Source organism: Novosphingobium album (ex Hu et al. 2023) (assembly GCF_022832385.1).
Taxonomy (GTDB): Bacteria; Pseudomonadota; Alphaproteobacteria; order Sphingomonadales; family Sphingomonadaceae; genus Novosphingobium; species Novosphingobium album.
On record NZ_JALHLE010000001.1, the window covers coordinates 179015 to 196610 of the forward strand.

At 64.7% G+C, this 17596-nt stretch carries 15 protein-coding genes; 6 read left to right on the plus strand and 9 right to left on the minus strand.

The genetic code is table 11. The features are described 5' to 3' along the window. Window positions 1-10: 10 nt before the first annotated feature. Window positions 11-406: a succinate dehydrogenase, cytochrome b556 subunit gene (gene sdhC, locus MTR64_RS00935; protein ID WP_243989854.1), complete on the minus strand. Its 396-nt coding sequence runs from the start codon at window positions 404-406 to the stop codon at window positions 11-13. Window positions 407-553: 147 nt separating this feature from the next. On the opposite strand from sdhC, the gene bla (MTR64_RS00940) reads away from it, so the two are divergent. Further along, window positions 554-1456, plus strand: a complete 903-nt coding sequence (bla, locus tag MTR64_RS00940) for a subclass B3 metallo-beta-lactamase (protein WP_243989855.1) — start codon at window positions 554-556, stop codon at window positions 1454-1456. A 5-nt stretch (window positions 1457-1461) separates the two neighbouring features. Beyond that, the gene (locus MTR64_RS00945) at window positions 1462-2364 is read left to right on the plus strand and encodes a 50S ribosomal protein L11 methyltransferase (protein ID WP_243989856.1); all 903 of its coding nucleotides are present in this window, start codon (window positions 1462-1464) and stop codon (window positions 2362-2364) included. Window positions 2365-2376: 12 nt separating this feature from the next. Here MTR64_RS00945 and MTR64_RS00950 read toward each other — a convergent pair whose 3' ends face one another. Next, entirely contained in the window at window positions 2377-2652 is a 276-nt protein-coding gene (locus MTR64_RS00950) for a PilZ domain-containing protein (protein WP_243989857.1), read from the minus strand. A gap of 234 nt (window positions 2653-2886) precedes the next feature. Here MTR64_RS00950 and MTR64_RS00955 point away from each other — a divergent pair, with 234 nt between their 5' ends. Further along, the gene (locus MTR64_RS00955; protein ID WP_243989858.1) at window positions 2887-3189 is read left to right on the plus strand and encodes a DUF1153 domain-containing protein; all 303 of its coding nucleotides are present in this window, start codon (window positions 2887-2889) and stop codon (window positions 3187-3189) included. A 58-nt stretch (window positions 3190-3247) separates the two neighbouring features. Here the strand turns inward: MTR64_RS00955 and ligA are convergent, their stop codons facing one another. Then, window positions 3248-5338, minus strand: coding sequence for an NAD-dependent DNA ligase LigA (ligA, locus tag MTR64_RS00960; RefSeq protein ID WP_243989959.1), 2091 nt, complete (start codon window positions 5336-5338; stop codon window positions 3248-3250). Window positions 5339-5456: 118 nt separating this feature from the next. On the opposite strand from ligA, the gene MTR64_RS00965 reads away from it, so the two are divergent. Next, window positions 5457-5951, plus strand: coding sequence for a DUF2165 family protein (locus tag MTR64_RS00965; RefSeq protein ID WP_243989859.1), 495 nt, complete (start codon window positions 5457-5459; stop codon window positions 5949-5951). Window positions 5952-5964: 13 nt separating this feature from the next. Here MTR64_RS00965 and MTR64_RS00970 read toward each other — a convergent pair whose 3' ends face one another. From MTR64_RS00970 to MTR64_RS00980, 3 genes are all read right to left on the minus strand, one after another. Continuing rightward, window positions 5965-6654, minus strand: coding sequence for a GNAT family N-acetyltransferase (locus MTR64_RS00970; protein ID WP_243989861.1), 690 nt, complete (start codon window positions 6652-6654; stop codon window positions 5965-5967). After that, window positions 6651-8315 carry a DNA repair protein RecN gene (recN, locus tag MTR64_RS00975; RefSeq protein ID WP_243989862.1) on the minus strand — a complete coding sequence of 555 codons (1665 nt, stop codon included), beginning with the start codon at window positions 8313-8315 and terminating at the stop codon, window positions 6651-6653. Before recN ends, MTR64_RS00970 begins: the two co-directional genes overlap by 4 nt. 205 nt (window positions 8316-8520) lie before the next feature. Further along, window positions 8521-9318 carry an outer membrane protein assembly factor BamD gene (locus MTR64_RS00980; RefSeq protein ID WP_243989960.1) on the minus strand — a complete coding sequence of 266 codons (798 nt, stop codon included), beginning with the start codon at window positions 9316-9318 and terminating at the stop codon, window positions 8521-8523. 149 nt (window positions 9319-9467) lie between these two features. On the opposite strand from MTR64_RS00980, the gene MTR64_RS00985 reads away from it, so the two are divergent. Continuing rightward, window positions 9468-11249: a cation:proton antiporter gene (locus tag MTR64_RS00985; RefSeq protein WP_243989863.1), complete on the plus strand. Its 1782-nt coding sequence runs from the start codon at window positions 9468-9470 to the stop codon at window positions 11247-11249. Window positions 11250-11264: 15 nt separating this feature from the next. On the opposite strand, the gene MTR64_RS00990 is transcribed toward MTR64_RS00985, so the two are convergent. Beyond that, window positions 11265-12197 (minus strand): glutaminase, encoded by a 933-nt coding sequence (locus tag MTR64_RS00990; RefSeq protein ID WP_243989864.1) that lies wholly within the window; start codon window positions 12195-12197, stop codon window positions 11265-11267. A 478-nt stretch (window positions 12198-12675) separates the two neighbouring features. Further along, window positions 12676-15321: an alanine--tRNA ligase gene (gene alaS / locus MTR64_RS00995; RefSeq protein ID WP_243989865.1), complete on the minus strand. Its 2646-nt coding sequence runs from the start codon at window positions 15319-15321 to the stop codon at window positions 12676-12678. 166 nt (window positions 15322-15487) lie between these two features. Between alaS and bla (MTR64_RS01000) the strand changes: the two genes are divergently transcribed. Further along, window positions 15488-16372, plus strand: a complete 885-nt coding sequence (gene bla, locus MTR64_RS01000; RefSeq protein WP_243989866.1) for a class A beta-lactamase — start codon at window positions 15488-15490, stop codon at window positions 16370-16372. Window positions 16373-16430: 58 nt separating this feature from the next. Here the strand turns inward: bla (MTR64_RS01000) and recA are convergent, their stop codons facing one another. Next, a complete protein-coding gene (recA, locus tag MTR64_RS01005; protein WP_243989867.1) occupies window positions 16431-17504 on the minus strand; it encodes a recombinase RecA in 1074 nt (357 codons plus the stop codon). Between the last annotated feature and the right edge of the window lie 92 nt (window positions 17505-17596).

Here is a 17596-nt window from a genome sequence, read left to right on the forward strand (position 1 = left end):
TGCCTGTCCCTCAGCGAAGCAGCAGGAGCGCCCAGAAGGCGGCGGTGAAGACGACACCCAGGACCGGCGAGAGAATCGACCAGGTCCGGTTGGTCTTGAGCTCGAAGCCAGCGCCGACATCGAGGAAGAAGTGGCGGATGCCGCTCATCATGTGGGTGATGACCGACCAGGAGACGCCTACCATGACGATGTAGCCGATGGGGGTCGTCATCGCCCACGAGAAGGTCTCGTAGGCCTTGGGGCCGCTGGCCAGAGCACCCAGGAACCACAGCAGCATGCCAAGCCCGGCGACGGCTGCGCCATTGCCCGTGACACGGTGCATGATCGAAACGAACATGTGCGGGCCCCAGCGCCAGATCTGGAGATGGGGCGATAGCGGTCGGTTTCTGGTGCCGGCGTTGGCCATGGCGTAACGAATCCCCTTGCCTTCGGCAGCGCAGCACGCTGCCCTCTTGCAAGTCCCCTTAGCCAAATCGCGGGCCGGTGCAAGTTCTGCAACGCAAGATCGCGTGCGGTTCTGGCATATCGGACAGGTGCAGCCTAAAGCACGGGCATGACTCGCCTGCTCAAGACCATGCTGTCCACCGCCCTGCTCGCGGCTGCTCCCGCAACCGTCCACGCGGCTCCGGCCGCCCCCGCGCCGCGCACGATGGCCGCGCTGGCTGAGGCTTGTGCCGGGCACGATGGCTGGACCGACCCGGCTCCGCCCGCGCATGTCTTCGGCAATACCTGGTATGTCGGCACGTGCGGCATTGCAGCGATCCTGATCACCGGCCCCGATGGCCACGTGCTGATCGACGGCGGCATGGCCGAAGCCGCACCGCTCGTCCTCGCCAACATCGCTACACTGGGGTTTGAGCCGAAGGATGTGCGCTGGATCATGATCAGCCACGAGCATTTCGACCATGCGGGTGCGCTGGCGGCCCTGCAGCGCGCAACCGGCGCCAAAGTGGCTGCTATTGCCCCGGCCGCGATGGTGCTGGAATCAGGCGAACCGGCCGCCGACGACCCGCAGTTTGGCGACCTGAAGGGCATGCCCCATGTCAAAGTGGATCGCGTGCTGGCCGATGGAGACAGCATCGTAGCCGGCAACATCGCGGCGACAGCCCACGCCACCCCTGCCCATTCGCCCGGCTCAACCAGCTGGACCTGGCAATCCTGCGACGAGGCTTTCACTTGCCGCATGATCGCCTATGCCGACAGCGCAACCGCAATTTCGGCGGACGGTTACCGCTTCACCGCTCACCCGGACCGCGTGGCGCAGGTTCGCGAGGGACTGACCCGAATCGCGACCCTGCCCTGCGATATCCTGCTGACCCCGCATCCGGCCGCGAGCGCGATGATGGCGCGTTTTGCAGGTAACGCCCCGCTTGCCGATCCGGCAGCTTGCCGTGTCTATGCTGACGCAGCGATGCAGCGGTTCGAAAATCGGCTTGCCAGCGAAGCCAAGGACTGACCTCCGTGAGCTGGAAATTGACCGCATTCGCACCCCGACTGGTGATCGAGGCGGCGCTGGTCGCCCACGAAGATGCCTTCGACTGGGATCCGGACATCGTCCTGTCCGGCAGCGAAGTGGCCGAGGACAAGCCCGACGACTGGCAACTCGAAGCCTGGCTGCCGCGCAAACCGGGCCGCACCGAAAAGGCCGCACTTGCGGCGCTGTTCGCGGGAACAGCCCCCAAATTCGCAGTCGAGAAGCTACCCGACACAGACTGGCTCGTCGCCAGCCAGCAGGATCTCCAGCCGATCCGCGCCGGGCGTTTTCATGTCCATACACCCGATCATCCGGCAATCCGCGAACCGGGCCTTTTGGATTTCACGATTCCCGCAAGCCAGGCTTTCGGCACCGGCCAGCACGCGACGACGGCCGGGTGCCTTGCCATGCTCACGCACATGAAGGCGCAAGGGCTCGTCGTGCGCAATTGCGCCGACATCGGCACCGGAACCGGCCTCCTTGCCTTCGCCGCGTTGTCGCTGTGGCCCGGTGCGCTGGCGACTGCCAGCGATATCGACGCCGTGTGCGTGGACGTGGTGGAAGCCAATGCGCGGACCAACGATATGCCGATGGGGCCGGGCCCGGGCGAACTGACGATGACAGTAGCGGACGGCATGAACCACCGGCTGCTCGCCGCCCGCGGACCCTATGATCTCATCATGGCGAATATCCTGGCCGGCCCGCTCGTGTCACTCGCGCCGGATTTCGGCACTGCGCTCGTGCCCGGCGGCCATCTGCTGCTGGCAGGACTGCTGGAAACCCAAGAGCGGGCCGTGAGAGCCGCCTGCCGCAAGGCCGGGCTGCGACTGGCAGCAAGGCTCGTCAACGGCGACTGGTCGATTCTCTGGATGCGCAAGCGCCGGCGCTAGGTCGGCCTCGCGTCAGGCGAGAAAGAGATCCAGCCCCAGCACGGAGCGGCAATAGCCGGTCAGCACGTCCTGGCTCCCGCGGGACAGCGGCCGGTCGAACGCAAAACCTACACGGTCCCCCACAACCCACCGTACACTGCCGATCACCGGATCAAGGCCTTCGAGATTGAACCGAAAACGCTGGCCCGCCTCGATGTTGTCGGGGCGCACGATGAACTGGCAACCTTCAGCCGAGACATGCTTTGCCACAGCCTTGCAGGCAGCGCGCTTGTGCGCAGACGAAACCATGTCCCTGACCGATACCCCCTAGCCGTCGCGGCGTTCCCCAGCAGAAGTAATTAGGACAGGTTAACGCTGTCTAAATAAATCTGAATCTTTTGATTTCCAATTTTCCACATGTTTTTCAAACAATTGACGGATATCCTCTAAATTCACATTAACTATCTTCGGATATTGGACATTAACGGTTTTCGCCAAGAATTGAGCATCAAGGGGGGTTGGTACTGATACAAAGGACCAGCCATGCTTCAATCTGATCTCGACCGGCCCGAGAAGGTTATCGGTCCACTGGGAGAGGCGCTTGGGAAGGAAAACCTGCCTCCACCCAACACGTCCCGGTGGGTCGTGAGACGCAAAGCCGAAGTTGTCGCGGCCGTCAATGGCGGGCTTCTGACCATCGCCGAAGCCTGCGAGCGCTACAATCTCACTCTGGAAGAACTTGCATCCTGGCAACGTGCCATCGACCGCGAGGGCATGGCCGGCCTGCGCGCCACCCGCGTGCAGCACTACCGCCAGGTTCACGAGCGGCAAGGACGCTATTCCTGACCTTTCCCGAAGAGGAGAGAACGGGCGGAAATTGCAGGAAGGCGGCTGAAGGCTCCCGTCAGCCAGCAGCCTTCACGATTTCCGCCCAAGCCGCTTCGTCGATCACCGCGATGCCGAGTTCCGCCGCCTTCTTGAGCTTCGATCCGGCGCCCGGCCCGGCCACGACCAGATCGGTTTTTGGCGAGACGGAGCCGGCAGCCTTGGCACCCAGCCGTTCGGCCTGCGCCTTGGCCTCGTCGCGGCTCATCGTTTCGAGCTTTCCGGTGAAGACCACCGTCTTGCCCGCCACCTCACTGTCCTTCGTCTCCACGACATAGGGCGGTGGCGTCACTTCCGAGAGCAGGTCGTCCCAGACGCGCTTATTGTGATCCTCGTGGAAGAAGTCGCCGAGCGCTTCCACCACGACCGGACCGATCCCGTCTATCGAGATCAGTTCGGCATAGGCATCGCTGGCGGCTTTGGCCTCTTCCTCGCCATGCTTCTGGTGCGCGAGTTCGGCAATCTGGCGGAGCGCGGGAAGCGTCTCGAACCGCTTCATCAGATCACGCGCAGTGACTGCGCCGACATGGCGAATGCCAAGGCCGAACAGCAGCCGTGCCGCATCGGGCGCGCGCTTGCTTTCCACAGCACTCAACAGGTTTTCCACAGACTTGTCCTTCCAGCCTTCGAGCGCGAGAATCTCGTCTTTTCGGGCTTTCAGGCGGAAGATATCGGCAGGGCTTTCGAGCCAGCCCTTGGCGAAGAACTCGTCGATGGTCTTCTCGCCCAGCCCCTCGATGTCGAGCGCTGCGCGGCTGACGAAATGCTTGAGGCGCTCGGTGCGCTGGGCCGGGCAGATCAGGCCGCCGGTGCAGCGAACATCGACTTCGCCTTCCTCGGCCACGGCCTCGGAATGGCATTCGGGGCAGTGATCGGGGAAGACGAACGCGGGACGCTCTTCCTCGCGCGAGAGGTTGTTGACGACCTGGGGAATCACGTCCCCGGCCCGCTGCAAAACCACCCGGTCGCCCGGCCGCACGCCGAGGCGCGCAATCTCGTCACGGTTGTGCAGCGTGACATTGGTGACGGTGACGCCGCCCACCAGGACAGGCTTGAGGCGTCCCACGGGCGTCAGCTTGCCGGTACGGCCGACCTGTATGTCGATCGATTCGAGCACGGTCTCGGCCTGTTCGGCCGGGAACTTGTGCGCCAGCGCCCAGCGCGGCGCCTTGGCGACGAAGCCCAGCCGCTGCTGCCAGTCGAGCCGGTCAACCTTGTAGACCACGCCGTCGATCTCGAACGGAAGCCCCGGCCGCCCGTCGCGGATGGCGCGGTAGGCTTCCAGCATCTCCTCCACCGAGCCGCACTGACGGAACTGCGGCGAGACCGGCAGGCCCCAGCTCTCGATCCGCCGGATCACCTCGTGCTGCGTCTCGCCCGGCACATGCGAGGCGGCGCCCCAACCATGCGCCCAAAACCGCAGCGGGCGCTTCGCGGTAACGCTCGCATCCTTCTGACGCAGCGATCCGGCGGCGGCATTGCGCGGATTGGCGAACTGGCGGACCTTGCTGTCATCGAAAGCCTCGCCCTTCGCCTCGGCCTGCGCGCGTGCCTCGTCCATCAGGTGGGCGTTGAGCGCATGGAACGCCGCCTTCTCCATGTAGACTTCGCCGCGCACCTCGAAGACTTCGGGCACATCGTCACCACGCAATTCCTGCACGATATCGGCGATATGCGCGACATTGGGCGTGACATCCTCGCCCACCTGCCCGTCGCCGCGCGTGGCCGCCCGCACCAGCTTGCCGTTCTCGTAGCGCAGCGAGCAGGACAGACCGTCGATCTTGTCCTCGGCGGTCATCACCACCGGCTCGTCCGCCGCAAGCGAGAGGAACCGGCGGATGCGCGCGATGAACTCGGCCACTTCCTCGTCAGAAAAGGCATTGTCGAGGCTCATCATGCGAACCTCGTGCGTCACCTTGCCGAGCGGCGAGGCGGCAACTTCGTGCCCCACCGCCTGCGACGGACTGTCGGGGCGGATCAGGTGCGGAAACGCCGCTTCCAGCTCCGCGTTGCGCCGCATCAGCGCATCGTATTCCGCATCGGAGATCTCCGGTGCGTCCTCTGCGTGGTAGAGACGGTTGTGATGCGCGATGGCCTTGGCGAGGCGCATCAGTTCATTGGCGGCGTCAGCTTCACTGATGGGTTCGATGTCAGAGGCCACGTCGAGGTCCGTTTCCTTGTTCGCGCCTGCCCATGTTACCCTCTGGACGGGCAACAGGGAGATAATCGTGATCGACAGGCTTCTGAAAGCGCTAGTCGCGCTTGTTCTGGGCGCAATGGCTATTCTCTACGTCATCCACAACATAGCCAATTTCGGGGCAGCACAGGCGTTCTTCGCCTACGTTACCAGCCACGCCGATCAGGAGGCCTATCCGGTCACGCTGCTGCCGATCCCGCCCTCGCCTCTGGTCCTTGCCGCCATGGCGCTGGTCTTCGCGCTGGAGATCGCAACCGGCGTGCTGCTGCTTTGGGCCGGAGCCAGCATGATCAAGGGGCGTGACGGAACGGCCCCTTTCGAAAAGGGCGTGTGTCTTGCCAAGATCGGCATCGGCTGCGCGCTGGCGAACTGGTGGGGGCTGTTTCAGGCCATTGCCGGCGCCGGATACCAGATGTGGCAGATCGAGGCCGGGCGCGATCCGTTTTACAGCTCGCTGCTGTTCGGCACCATGTACATGCTGTTTCTGATCGTCCTCAATCAGCGATCCGAGCCCGCCGGGGGCTGACAGGTCACGCGCGTCAGGCGCGCTGCAGAATCGTCGCCATCATTTCGCTGCGAATCTCGAAGCCCAGCGACTGGTAAAGCCGGATCGCCCCTTCATTGGCGGCGTAGCTGTGCAGGAAGGGCACCTCGCCCTGCGCGGTGATGCCCGCCATGACGCGACGAATCAGCGTGGCGGCCATGCCCTGCCCGCGATACTCCGGCCAGGTGCACACCCCGCTGACTTCACAAAAGCCGGGTGCCGGGCGCATTCGCACGCCCGCCATGGCCGCCAGCCTGCCCTCGCGGAGAATTCCGTAGTAGGCGCCGTAGCTCTGGGTGTTCGTGCTCCACGGGCCGGGCTGCGTAGCCAGGGCCAGATCGGACATCTGTGCAACGTAGTCGTCGCCCAGCAGCACTACCGGTTCGTCACCGGGATGCACCGGCGCCGGGTTGGCCGCAACCATCTGCACCAGTGCTGCCTTCTTCACCACCCGCGTTCCGGGCGGCACCGGCCAATCGAGACTATCGACGAGCCAGATCTGGTCGTCAGGTCCGGTCAGAAGGGCCGCCAGCGCCGCCTGTGCCTCATCGCTGATGTCGCGCGCAGCGGCGAAGGGGCCATAGCCCGGATCGATCCGCACCGCCGCGCCGCTGGCCACCGCCAGAGAAGCCTGCCGTCCATTGAGCATGTTCCAGACCGGCCGGTCGAGCGGGTGCGCGCTCACACGCCCTCCAGCAGCCGGTTCGCCTGCGCGCGCGCCTCGTCGGTCACTTCGGCACCCGAGAGCATGCGTGCGATCTCTTCCTTGCGTTCGGCAGAATCGAGCGGCGTCACCGAAGTGCGCGTGACCGTTCCTTCGCTGGACTTGGCGATCATGTAATGCCGGTTCCCCCGCGCCGCGACTTGCGGGCTATGCGTGACAGCCAGCAATTGCCCGGCGCTGGCTAGCCGCGCCAGACGTTCACCGATGGCGCTGGCGACCGCACCGCCCACGCCCCGGTCGATCTCGTCGAAGATCACGGTTGCGGCGCCTCCCTCTTCGGCGAGGGCCACCTTGAGCGCGAGGATGAAGCGCGAAAGCTCGCCGCCCGAGGCGATCTTGGCGAGCGGGGCGAAATCGGCGCCGGGATTGGTGCTGATGAGGAATTCCACCGCATCCATGCCCTGCGCGCCCCAGCGCTCCTCGGGCAGGCGCACCATAGACGTCTGGAAACGCGCGGCATCGAGCTTGAGCGGTGCCAGTTCGCCCGCCACGGCCGCATCAAGCCGCCTGGCTGCGGCCCGCCGAAGGTCGTGCAGCGCCTCGGCCTGCTCCCGATAGACCAGCGCCGCCTTGTCTGCTGCCTTTTCCAGCGCGGCGAGGTGCTCGGTTCCGCCCTCGATCGCATCGAGCGCAGCGCGCATCTCGTGCATTTTCGCGGGCAGATCGTCGACCTGGCAGCCGTGCTTGCGCGCCGCCGCGCGCAGATCGAACAGGCGCGTTTCAATACGGTCGAGTTCGGACGGATCGAAGGCCAGCGCCTCGGCGGCACGTTCCAGCTTGTCCTCGGCCTCGCTCGCCTCGATCACCGCGCGGTCCAGCGCAGCCAGCGCCTCGGCCAGCAATTCATGCTCGCCCGCGATCCGGTCGAGACGCCGCGCAGCACTGCGCAGATTCGCCAGCGCCGAATCGGAACCGGTCCACACGTGCTGCAGTGCGGAGAGATCGTCGGCGAGCTTCTCCCCCTTCTGCATCGCCGCACGGGCGAGCGCGAGTTGCTCTTCCTCGCCCTCCTCCGGCGCCAGCGTGGTGAGTTCGGCCAGATGCGCCAGCAGAAGGTCCTGATCCTCGGCCGCCCTGGCAACTTGCGCGCGTGCGGCGTCAAGCTCGTCGCGCGCTGCGCGCCAAGCTTTCCATGCCGTTTCCACGCCAGCAACGTCACCGCCCGCGAACCGGTCGAGCAAAGCCCGGTGCCCGCGCGAATTCACGAGACCGCGATCGTCGTGCTGGCCATGGATCTCGACCAGTGCCGGGGCAATTTCACGCAACAGCGCCACGCCCACCGGCTGATCGTTGAGGAAGGCCTTCGAGCCGCCATCGGCCTTGAGCTGGCGCTTGAGAATCAGCGCTTCGCCCGGCTCGATCTCAAGCTCAGCCGCCTCTATGACGCCGCGTACGGCATCCGGCAGCGCGGAAAAATCGAAGCTGGCGGTCACGCTCGCACGGTCCTCGCCGCCGCGCACGAGACCACTATCGGCCCGGTTTCCAAGCACGAGTCCCAGAGCGTCGAGCAGGATCGACTTGCCCGCGCCGGTCTCACCGGTGAGGACGCCCAGTCCCCCGGCAAAATCAAGGTCGAGCGCCTCGATCAGAACAATGTTTCGGATGGAAAGACGGCTGAGCATGTTCGCGAAGCGTTCTAGCGAAGAGCAAGGCCGCCGTCACCCCGCTTCGCACGCTTCCTTTTGCCGCCCGGCACCGGGCGGCAGGGTCGTTCAGATCAAGTAATCGGCAAACCGGACTACGCCAGCACCATGACAGCGCCAGTCGTAACCAGGCCCTGATCCATCAGATCCCGGTGCACCTCGGGAGGCGAGCCTCGATTTCAGGTCAGGCCGCGGCAGCTTCCGGTGCGTACTTCTTCATGAGCTTGTACGCGCGGGCATACCACTTGCTGCCCGGATAGTTCCTTTCCAGCACCGCCGCCGCTTTCTGGGCTTCCTCGGGAACGCCCAGCGAGAGATAGCTTTCGACCAGCCGGAACAGCGCCTCGGGCGTGTGGCTGGTCGTCTGGAAGTTATCGACCACGTTGCGGAATCGCAGCGTCGCCGCCAGCCACTTGCCACTGTTCTCGTAGGAGCGGCCGATGGTCATTTCCTTGCCGGCCAGGTGATCGTTCACAAGGTCGAGCTTCAGCTTGGCATCGGAGGCATAGCTGGTGGTGGGGTAACGGCGGATGATGTCGGTCAGCGCCTGCTTGGCCTGCTCTGTCGTCTTCTGGTCGCGCGTAACGTCGCTGATCTGCTCGTAATAGCACATCGCGACGAGGTAATAGGCGTAAGGCGCATCCTTGTTGCCCGGATGGATCGACAGAAAACGCTGCGCGGACTGGATCGCCTTGTTGTAATCGCGCGCGGCGTAATAGCTGAACGCGCTCATCAGCTGCGCACGGCGGGCCCAGGGCGAATAGGGATGCTGGCGCTCGACCTCGTCGAACAGCGCGGCTGCCTGCTTGGTCCGTCCCTGGTTCAGGCGCTCCTTCGCGGCCGCATAAAGCGTATCAACGTCGCGCGCGACGTAGGCAGTATCCTTGTTCTTCCCTCCCGCTCCGGCACAGCCGGCGGTAAGAACGAGTGCCCCGGTAGCGGCGGCAAGCAGGGCGGTCTTCAATCGCGAACGTTCGAGCATGGCGGGGTCTATAGCCAGCAGGATGCTGAACGCCAAGTGAAGTTCGGCACCCTCTCCGCCGCTATCTCATGCGGACACCGGCCCGGCGACACGATTTGAAAGACTATTGGGCATTGTCTGTCCGACTCGCCATGCCATAGTGGCAGGACATGGCCGGCAGCACTGATCTCTATTCTCCCGTCCTGTCAGACGCCCTGGTGATTCTGGGCGCTGCGGGAATCGTCATCCCGGTGTTCAACCGGTACCGCATCACCCCGGTTATCGGGTTCATCCTGGTGGGGCTTCTGGTGGGGCCGTTCGGTCTGGGCCGGCACGTGTTCGACCATCCCTGGCTGTCCTATGTGACGATCACCGATCCGGACGGGCTGGAAGTCTTTGCCGAGTTCGGCATCATACTGCTGCTGTTCTCGATCGGACTGGAACTGTCCTTCGCGCGCCTGTGGCAGATGCGGCGCATGGTATTCGGGCTCGGTTCGCTGGAACTGATCGTCATCGGCGCCTCGCTGACCTTCATTCTCGCAGCAATCGGCCAGGGCTTCGCCGGTGCCATGGCACTGGGTCTCGCGCTGGCGCTGTCGTCGACCGCGCTGGTGCTGAAAATCACCAATACCGCCACGCCTGTCGGCCGCGCCGCGCTCGCCATGCTGCTGTTCGAGGATATCGCGCTGGTGCCGATCATTTTCCTGCTCGGCGCTCTCGCCCCCCATGCCGACAGCAACAGCATGGGCAACCTGCTCCATACCCTGCTGTGGGGCAGCGGCGCGGTGATCGCCCTGCTGGTCTTCGGCCGCTACCTCCTGCCCCCGCTTTTCGCACAGGCCGCGCGCACCAAGAGCCCCGAACTGTTCCTCGCCGCCAGCCTGCTGGTGGTCATCCTCGCTTCGCTGGCCACCGCCGCCACCGGCCTTTCACCCATCGTCGGCGCGCTGGTGGCAGGCCTGCTGATCGCCGAGACCGAATACCATTCGGAAGTCGAGCAGATCACCGAGCCGTTCAAGGGTCTCGCCCTCGGGGTATTCCTGATCACCATCGGCATGAGCATCGATATCGAGGTCGTCTGGGAGAACCTCGGCTCGATCCTCGTCGCCACGGTGGGCGTGATCTGCCTCAAGGCAGTCGTCACCGGCGTGCTGCTGCGGCTGATGGGCGCGCGGCGCGGCACCGCGACCGAAACCGGCATCCTGATGTCGAGCCCGTCCGAAACGACGCTGATCGTGCTCAGTGCAGCCGCTTCGGCGCAGTTGATCCAGCCGGGCACCGCGCAGTTCTGGCAGATCGTCACTGCCATAGGGCTCACCGTCACGCCCCTCCTCTCGCTGACAGGCAAGATCATGGCGCGCCGCGTGGATACGGTGGAAGCGCCGCACCAGCCCGCCGGAGACGACAGCCAGCCGCGTACCATCATCGTCGGTTTCGGGCGTGTCGGCCGTCTCGTCGCGGACATGCTCACCAAGCACGGCCGCCCCTACGTGGCCGTCGACAGCGACACGGATTTCGTCAGCGAAGGACGGCGGCAGGGCTACGCCGTCACCTTCGGCGATGCCGGGCGCGGCGACGCCATGCTGCGAATGGGTGCAGCCCATGCCGCCGCCGTGATCCTGACCATGGACGAACCCGTCACCGCCCAGCGCATCGTGCGCAAGCTGCGCGTGCAGTTCCCGGACCTGCCGATCATCACCCGCGCCCGCGACGCCAGCCACGCCGCGCAGCTCTACCGCGCCGGAGCTACCCATGCCGTGCCCGAAACGCTGGAAAGTTCGCTGCAACTGTCCGAGGCCGTGCTGGTGGAAACCGGCGTGGCGATGGGCCCGGTAATCGCCTCGATCCACGAAAAGCGCGACGAATTCCGCGAGATGATCATGCAGGAAGGTGGATTGAAGGAAAAACCGGCGCTGCGCTCAGGCCAGTTGCGGGAGCCGGAACGGACGTAATCCGGCTGCGTGCAGCTAGCCGTAGCGCGGCTCGAACACCGACCAGCCGGTCTTGTGCACCAGCCGCTCCAGCGCGAGCTGCCCGAGATGCGAATTGCCGCTGGGATTGAGCCCCGGTGACCACACCGCAATGCTCGCAATCCCCGGCGCGACAGCCAGGATGCCGCCGCCCACGCCCGATTTTCCCGGCAGGCCTGTGCGATAGGCGAAATCGCCCGAATTGTCGTAGTGCCCGCAGCTCATCATCAGCGCATTGATACGCCGCGCCCGCCGGGGCGAGACGACCGAATGCCCATCCGAGCGCCCGCCATCCATCAGGTAACGCCCGGCCATGGCCAGCTGGCGGCAACTCATCGCCAGCGCGCAGAAATGAAAATAGGTGCCCAGCACCAGTTCCACCGGCGCATGGACATTTCCAAAGGCCCGCATGTAATTGGCGAGCGCCATGTTGCGAAAGCCGGTATCCTGCTCTGCGCGCGCCACGGCCTCGTCGATGACCACGTCCTCGTCTCCCGCCACCATGCGCACGAAGCGCAACAGCTGCCCGATCGCCTCGCGCGGCTGCGAGCGGCCAAGCAGCACGTCGCACACGACGATGGCCCCGGCATTGATGAAGGGATTGCGCGGAATACCGTGCTCACTTTCGAGCTGGACGATCGAATTGAACGCAGAGCCCGAAGGCTCGCGACCGACCCGCTGCCAGAGTTGATCCCCCACTGCCCCCAGCGCCAGCGTCAGTGCGAAGACCTTGGAGATCGACTGGATCGAGAACGGCTCTTCGGCGTCACCGGCGGTGTGGACCGTGCCATCGTGCAGCACGACGGCGAGACCGAACTTGGTATCCGGCACGGCGGCCAGAGGCGGGATGTAGTCCGCCACCTTGCCGCGATGCTCATGTGTGCGCATCTCTTCGGCGATTTCGGCGACGATGGTGGCGATGCCCGTCATTCATCACCTCGGGCAACAGCCTGCCAGGCTGACCAGCCTCCCATGACAAACCACAAAGCAAAGATGAGCCAAAATGCAAGAAATGGCAGAGTTACGACATCCAAAGGATAGAGGCCTGCTCGCCAAAGCGCCCAACCGGTCCCAAAAGCTGCAAGAACTGGCATGTTAGGGTGATAGACGGCTACCCCCGCGCGTGCTGCCAAGCGCCGGCGCATGCGCCTTTCGCTCGGCTCCGGAGCCCACAACGAAAATGCAAATCTGGCGAAAAAATACAGCAAGCACAGCGCGACAAGCGGTGCCAAAAGTTCCAAGAGTGGAATGTAGTCGTTGAAGCAGTCGTCGAAGTTCCCGGCAAACACACGCCCTCGACAGACCACCGCGTGCTTTGCCGCCCCTCCGAACAAGGGCATGAACGAGGACACCAGCCAGAGGACGCAGCCCGTCAGAGCTCCGGCCTTCCGAGCGCCCTCGCCCAACCTCATCCCGCCAGCACGCCCTTCACCGCCGCAATAGCCTCAGCGGCCTTGTCGCCGTCCGGCCCGCCGCCCTGCGCCATGTCAGGACGGCCACCGCCGCCCTTGCCGCCGAGCGCAGCCACGCCCGCACGGACCAGATCGACGGCGCTGGCCTTGTCCTTCAGGTCGTCGGTCACGGCAACCGCGATCGAGGCCTTGCCTTCGTTCACCGCGACGATCGCCGCGACGCCCGAACCCATGCGCTGCTTGGCCTGATCGAGCAACCCGCGCAGGTCCTTGGGATCCAGGCCGTCGAGCACCTGACCGGAGAAGGTCATGCCGTTCACCGTCTCGTCCGCCGGGCCGGAGGCGGCGCTGCCGCCGCCCAACGCCAGCGCTTTCTTCGCCTCGGCCAGTTCACGTTCGAGCTTCTTGCGCTCGTCCAGCAGTGCGGCGATGCGAGCTTCGACCTCTTCGGGATTGGTGCGCAGCAGGCCCGCGGCGTTCTTGAGCGCATCCTCGCGGCCGGTGAGCCACTGGCGCGCACCTTCGCCGGTCAGCGCCTCGACGCGGCGCACGCCCGAACTGACCGCGCTTTCCGAGACGATGCGGAACACGCCAATGTCACCCGTGGCGCGCACGTGAGTGCCGCCGCACAGTTCGACCGAATAGGCGTGATCGCCTGCCTGACGGCCCATCGACAACACGCGGACTTCGTCGCCGTACTTCTCGCCGAAAAGCGCCATGGCGCCTGCCGCGATGGCGTCTTCCGGCGTCATCAGACGAGTGAGCACCGGCTCGTTGGCGCGCACTTCGGCGTTCACTTCCGCCTCGATCGCGGCGATATCCTCGGCGGAAAGCGCGGTGGGCTGAGAGAAGTCGAAGCGCAGGCGATCGGCCGAGACCATCGAGCCCTTCTGGGTGACGTGATCGCCCAGCCGGTTGCGCAGCGCCGCGTGCAGCAGGTGCGTAGCCGAGTGGTTGGCGCGGATCGCATCGCGGCGTTCGACGTCAACCACCAGATTGACCACATCGCCCGTCTTGATCGTGCCCTCTTCGACCGTGCCGCTCATTGCGTGCAGGCGGCCGAGCGGCTTGGCGGTGTCGGCAATGGTGATTTTGAGGCCCTTGCCGGTAATCGTGCCGGCATCGCCGACCTGACCGCCCGATTCGCCATAGAACGGGGTCTGGTTGGTAAGCACGGTCACGGCGTCGCCAGCCTTGGCGCTCTCGACTTCCTTGCCGTCCACGACCAGCGCCACGACGCGACCTTCGCCGCTGGTCGAGGTGTAGCCGGTGAACTCGCTGGCACCTTCGCGCTCGGCGATGTCGAACCAGACTTCGCTGTCGGCGGCCTGCCCCGACCCCTTCCACGCGGCGCGCGCGGCAGCCTTCTGCTGAGCCATGGCAGCGTCGAAGCCGTCCTTGTCGACCGAAATGCCGCGCGGGCGCAGGGCATCTTCGGTGAGGTCGTAAGGGAACCCGTAAGTGTCGTAGAGCTTGAACGCGGTCTCGCCGGGAAGCCGGGCGCCCTCGCCCATCTCGGCGGTCGCTTCATCAAGCAGTTTGAGGCCATTCGAGAGTGTGCGGCGGAACTGAACTTCCTCGCGCTCCAGCGTTTCCTCGATCAGCGGCTGCGCGCGGCCGAGCTCGGGATAGGCCTGCCCCATCTCGGCGACCAGCGCGGGCACCAGGCGGTGCATCAGCGGGTCCTTCGCGCCCAAGAGGTGCGCGTGGCGCATCGCGCGGCGCATGATGCGGCGCAGGACGTAGCCGCGGCCCTCGTTCGAGGGGAGCACGCCATCGGCGAGCAGGAAGCTGGTCGAGCGCAAATGGTCGGCAATGACACGGTGGCTGGCCTGCGTCGCACCCTCGGCCTTGACGCCGGTGAGGCTTTCCGAGGCCGCGATCAGCGCCTTGAAGGTGTCGATGTCGTAGTTTTCATGCACGCCCTGCATGACTGCCGAGATACGCTCGAGGCCCATTCCGGTATCGATCGAGGGCTTGGGCAGTTCGCCGATAATCTCGCCCGCGGCCTGCTCGAACTGCATGAACACGAGGTTCCAGATCTCGATGAAGCGGTCGCCGTCCTCTTCCGGCGATCCCGGAGGGCCGCCCCAGATGTGATCCCCGTGATCGAAGAAGATTTCCGAGCACGGGCCGCACGGGCCGTCATCACCCATCGCCCAGAAGTTGTCCTTGGTCGGAATGCGGATGATCTTCTCGTCGGGGAGCCCCGCGATCTTCTTCCACAGGTCGAAGGCTTCATCATCGGTGTGATAGACGGTGACGAGCAGCTTTTCGACCGGGAGCGCCCACTCCTTCGTCAGCAGGGTCCAGGCATGGGTGATCGCCTGTTCCTTGAAGTAGTCGCCGAAGGAGAAATTCCCCAGCATCTCGAAGAAGGTGTGGTGGCGCGCGGTATAGCCGACGTTGTCGAGATCGTTATGCTTGCCGCCCGCGCGCACGCACTTCTGCGAGGAGGTGGCGCGCGGTGTGGCAGGGGTCTCGAGGCCCGTGAAGACGTTCTTGAACGGGACCATCCCCGCGTTCACGAACATCAGCGTCGGATCGTTATAGGGCACGAGCGGCGCGGACTGCACCACGTCATGGCCCTGCGAGCCGAAGTAATCGAGGAAGGACCGGCGGATCTCGTTCGTCGTCTGCATTCTGGCGCCGATAAGGCACGCGCGCGAGGTCGGCAAGCTACAAGCTGCGGTCAGAGTGTTCGGGAATTGCGATGGATCGTGTCACGCCCGCACGAGCTGCGACATTTCGGCACTGGCATGTCATCCCAACCTCATGCACGACGACCATCATGAGGGGAGCGCGCGCTTGAGTACGGACATCATCCTGTGGTCCCGCAGAGACCTGATCGGCGCTGTCGCACTGGCCCTGGCCGGATCACCCGCCGCTGCTGCCGACAGTCTTGAAGGGCTGGAACAGCGGCACGGCATTCGGCTCGGCGCGATGATGCGTGCCGCGGACGGTCGGGTCGTCATGGCCCATCGTGCGGACGAGCGGTTCCTGTTCTGCTCCACCTTCAAGGTTTTTCTGGCTGCCGCCCTGTTCAGGAAGGCGCGGACACAGCCCGGCCTGATGGATCGCCGGATCGCAATGGGCGGCATCCCGAAGGTCGGAAATTCGCCCGTTACCGGGTCCCTCCCGGCGGGCTCCATGCTGTCCGTCAGGGAACTCTGCGCAGCGGTCGTCGAATACAGCGACAACATAGCCGCCAATCATCTCCTCAGCGTAGCCGGCGGTCCGAAGGCTGTGACGCAGGTCTTCCGGGACCTGGGGGACCGCGTGTCCCGGCTGGACCGCATCGAACCCGCGCTCAACACTGGCTCGCCGGCGGACCTGCGCGATACGACGACGCCCTCTGCGATAACCGCGTCACTCGGCGGCTTGCTTCTGGGGAACGGGTATCTGGACTGGAAGGACCGCCAGCAGTTGCTCGGTTGGATGGCGCAGGAACGCAATGGAACACGGCGCATTCGTGCAGGGATGCCCGCGGGATGGACCGTATCCAACAAGCCGGGGACGAACATGACCGGTGCCGTCAACGACATCGCTGTCGTGCGCACACCAAACGGAAAGGCCTTTCTCCTGGCGGTGTATGTCGATTCGCCTTCGGCGGACATTGCCGGAAACGAAGCCATCATTGCCCGAACGGCGCACATGGGAGCCGTGGCTGCCACAAGAACAGCAAGCCGATAACACAAAACAAAAACCCCGGCGCAAGGGCCGGGGTTCTGTCATCGCGAACAGCGCGCGCTTATTCGTCGTCTTCCGCCGAAGGGCCGACCATCATTTCCTCTGCAAGGCCTTCGGTCTGCGCACGGATCGCCTTTTCGAGACGGTCGCAGACTTCGGGGTTTTCCTTCAGGTAGGTCTTGGCGTTCTCACGCCCCTGCCCGATGCGGATCGAATCGTAGCTGAACCAGGCGCCCGACTTCTCGACAATGCCCGCCTTGACGCCGAGATCGAGGATTTCGCCGATCTTGGAAATGCCTTCGCCATACATGATGTCGAATTCGACCTGCTTGAACGGCGGGGCTACCTTGTTCTTTACCACCTTCACACGCGTGGCGTTGCCGATGATGTCGTCACGGTCCTTGATCTGGCCAGTGCGACGAATGTCGAGGCGGACCGAGGCGTAGAACTTGAGTGCGTTGCCGCCCGTGGTCGTCTCCGGGTTGCCGTACATCACGCCGATCTTCATGCGCAGCTGGTTGATGAAGATCACCATGCACTTGGAACGGTTGATCGAGCCGGTCAGTTTGCGCAGCGACTGGCTCATCAGACGGGCCTGAAGGCCGACGTGGCTGTCGCCCATCTCGCCCTCGATCTCGGCCCGGGGCACCAGCGCGGCAACCGAGTCCACCACCAGCACGTCGATCGCGTTCGAACGAACCAGTGTGTCGGTGATTTCCAGCGCCTGCTCGCCGGTATCGGGCTGCGAGACGATCAGTTCGTCAATGTCTACGCCCAGCTTCTTGGCGTAAACCGGATCGAGCGCGTGCTCGGCGTCGATGAAGGCAGCCGTGCCTCCCTTCTTCTGCGCCTCGGCGATAACGTGAAGCGCGAGCGTGGTCTTGCCCGAGCTTTCCGGACCGTAGACCTCGATCACGCGCCCCTTGGGAAGACCGCCAACGCCGAGCGCGATGTCGAGCCCGAGCGAACCGGTGGAGATCGCCTCGACCTGCATCGTCTCCTTGGAGCCCAGCTTCATCGCGCTGCCCTTGCCGAACGCGCGGTCAATCTGGGCGAGCGCCGCCTCGAGCGCCTTTTGACGGTCCATCGAATCCTTGTCCTTGCCTTCCTGGATCAGCTTGAGCTGAGCAGCCATTACACTTCCCCTTTGCTACCGGTCTGACCGGAAAGGTCAACGTCACGGGGAACGATGTATCGCATTTGTTCACGGTGAACAAGAGGGGAACA

What these genes read in the sequence shown, in the direction of transcription:
- recA (WP_243989867.1), bottom strand. Translation starts at nt 17,504, where the DNA reads ATGGCTGCTCAGCTCAAGCTGATCCAGGAAGGCAAGGACAAGGATTCG.
- MTR64_RS00980 (WP_243989960.1), bottom strand. Translation starts at nt 9,318, where the DNA reads ATGCTCGAACGTTCGCGATTGAAGACCGCCCTGCTTGCCGCCGCTACC.
- bla (WP_243989855.1), top strand. Translation starts at nt 554, where the DNA reads ATGACTCGCCTGCTCAAGACCATGCTGTCCACCGCCCTGCTCGCGGCT.
- sdhC (WP_243989854.1), bottom strand. Translation starts at nt 406, where the DNA reads ATGGCCAACGCCGGCACCAGAAACCGACCGCTATCGCCCCATCTCCAG.
- MTR64_RS00990 (WP_243989864.1), bottom strand. Translation starts at nt 12,197, where the DNA reads ATGACGGGCATCGCCACCATCGTCGCCGAAATCGCCGAAGAGATGCGC.
- recN (WP_243989862.1), bottom strand. Translation starts at nt 8,315, where the DNA reads ATGCTCAGCCGTCTTTCCATCCGAAACATTGTTCTGATCGAGGCGCTC.
- ligA (WP_243989959.1), bottom strand. Translation starts at nt 5,338, where the DNA reads ATGCGCCTCGCCAAGGCCATCGCGCATCACAACCGTCTCTACCACGCA.
- alaS (WP_243989865.1), bottom strand. Translation starts at nt 15,321, where the DNA reads ATGCAGACGACGAACGAGATCCGCCGGTCCTTCCTCGATTACTTCGGC.
- MTR64_RS00950 (WP_243989857.1), bottom strand. Translation starts at nt 2,652, where the DNA reads ATGGTTTCGTCTGCGCACAAGCGCGCTGCCTGCAAGGCTGTGGCAAAG.
- MTR64_RS00985 (WP_243989863.1), top strand. Translation starts at nt 9,468, where the DNA reads ATGGCCGGCAGCACTGATCTCTATTCTCCCGTCCTGTCAGACGCCCTG.
- MTR64_RS00955 (WP_243989858.1), top strand. Translation starts at nt 2,887, where the DNA reads ATGCTTCAATCTGATCTCGACCGGCCCGAGAAGGTTATCGGTCCACTG.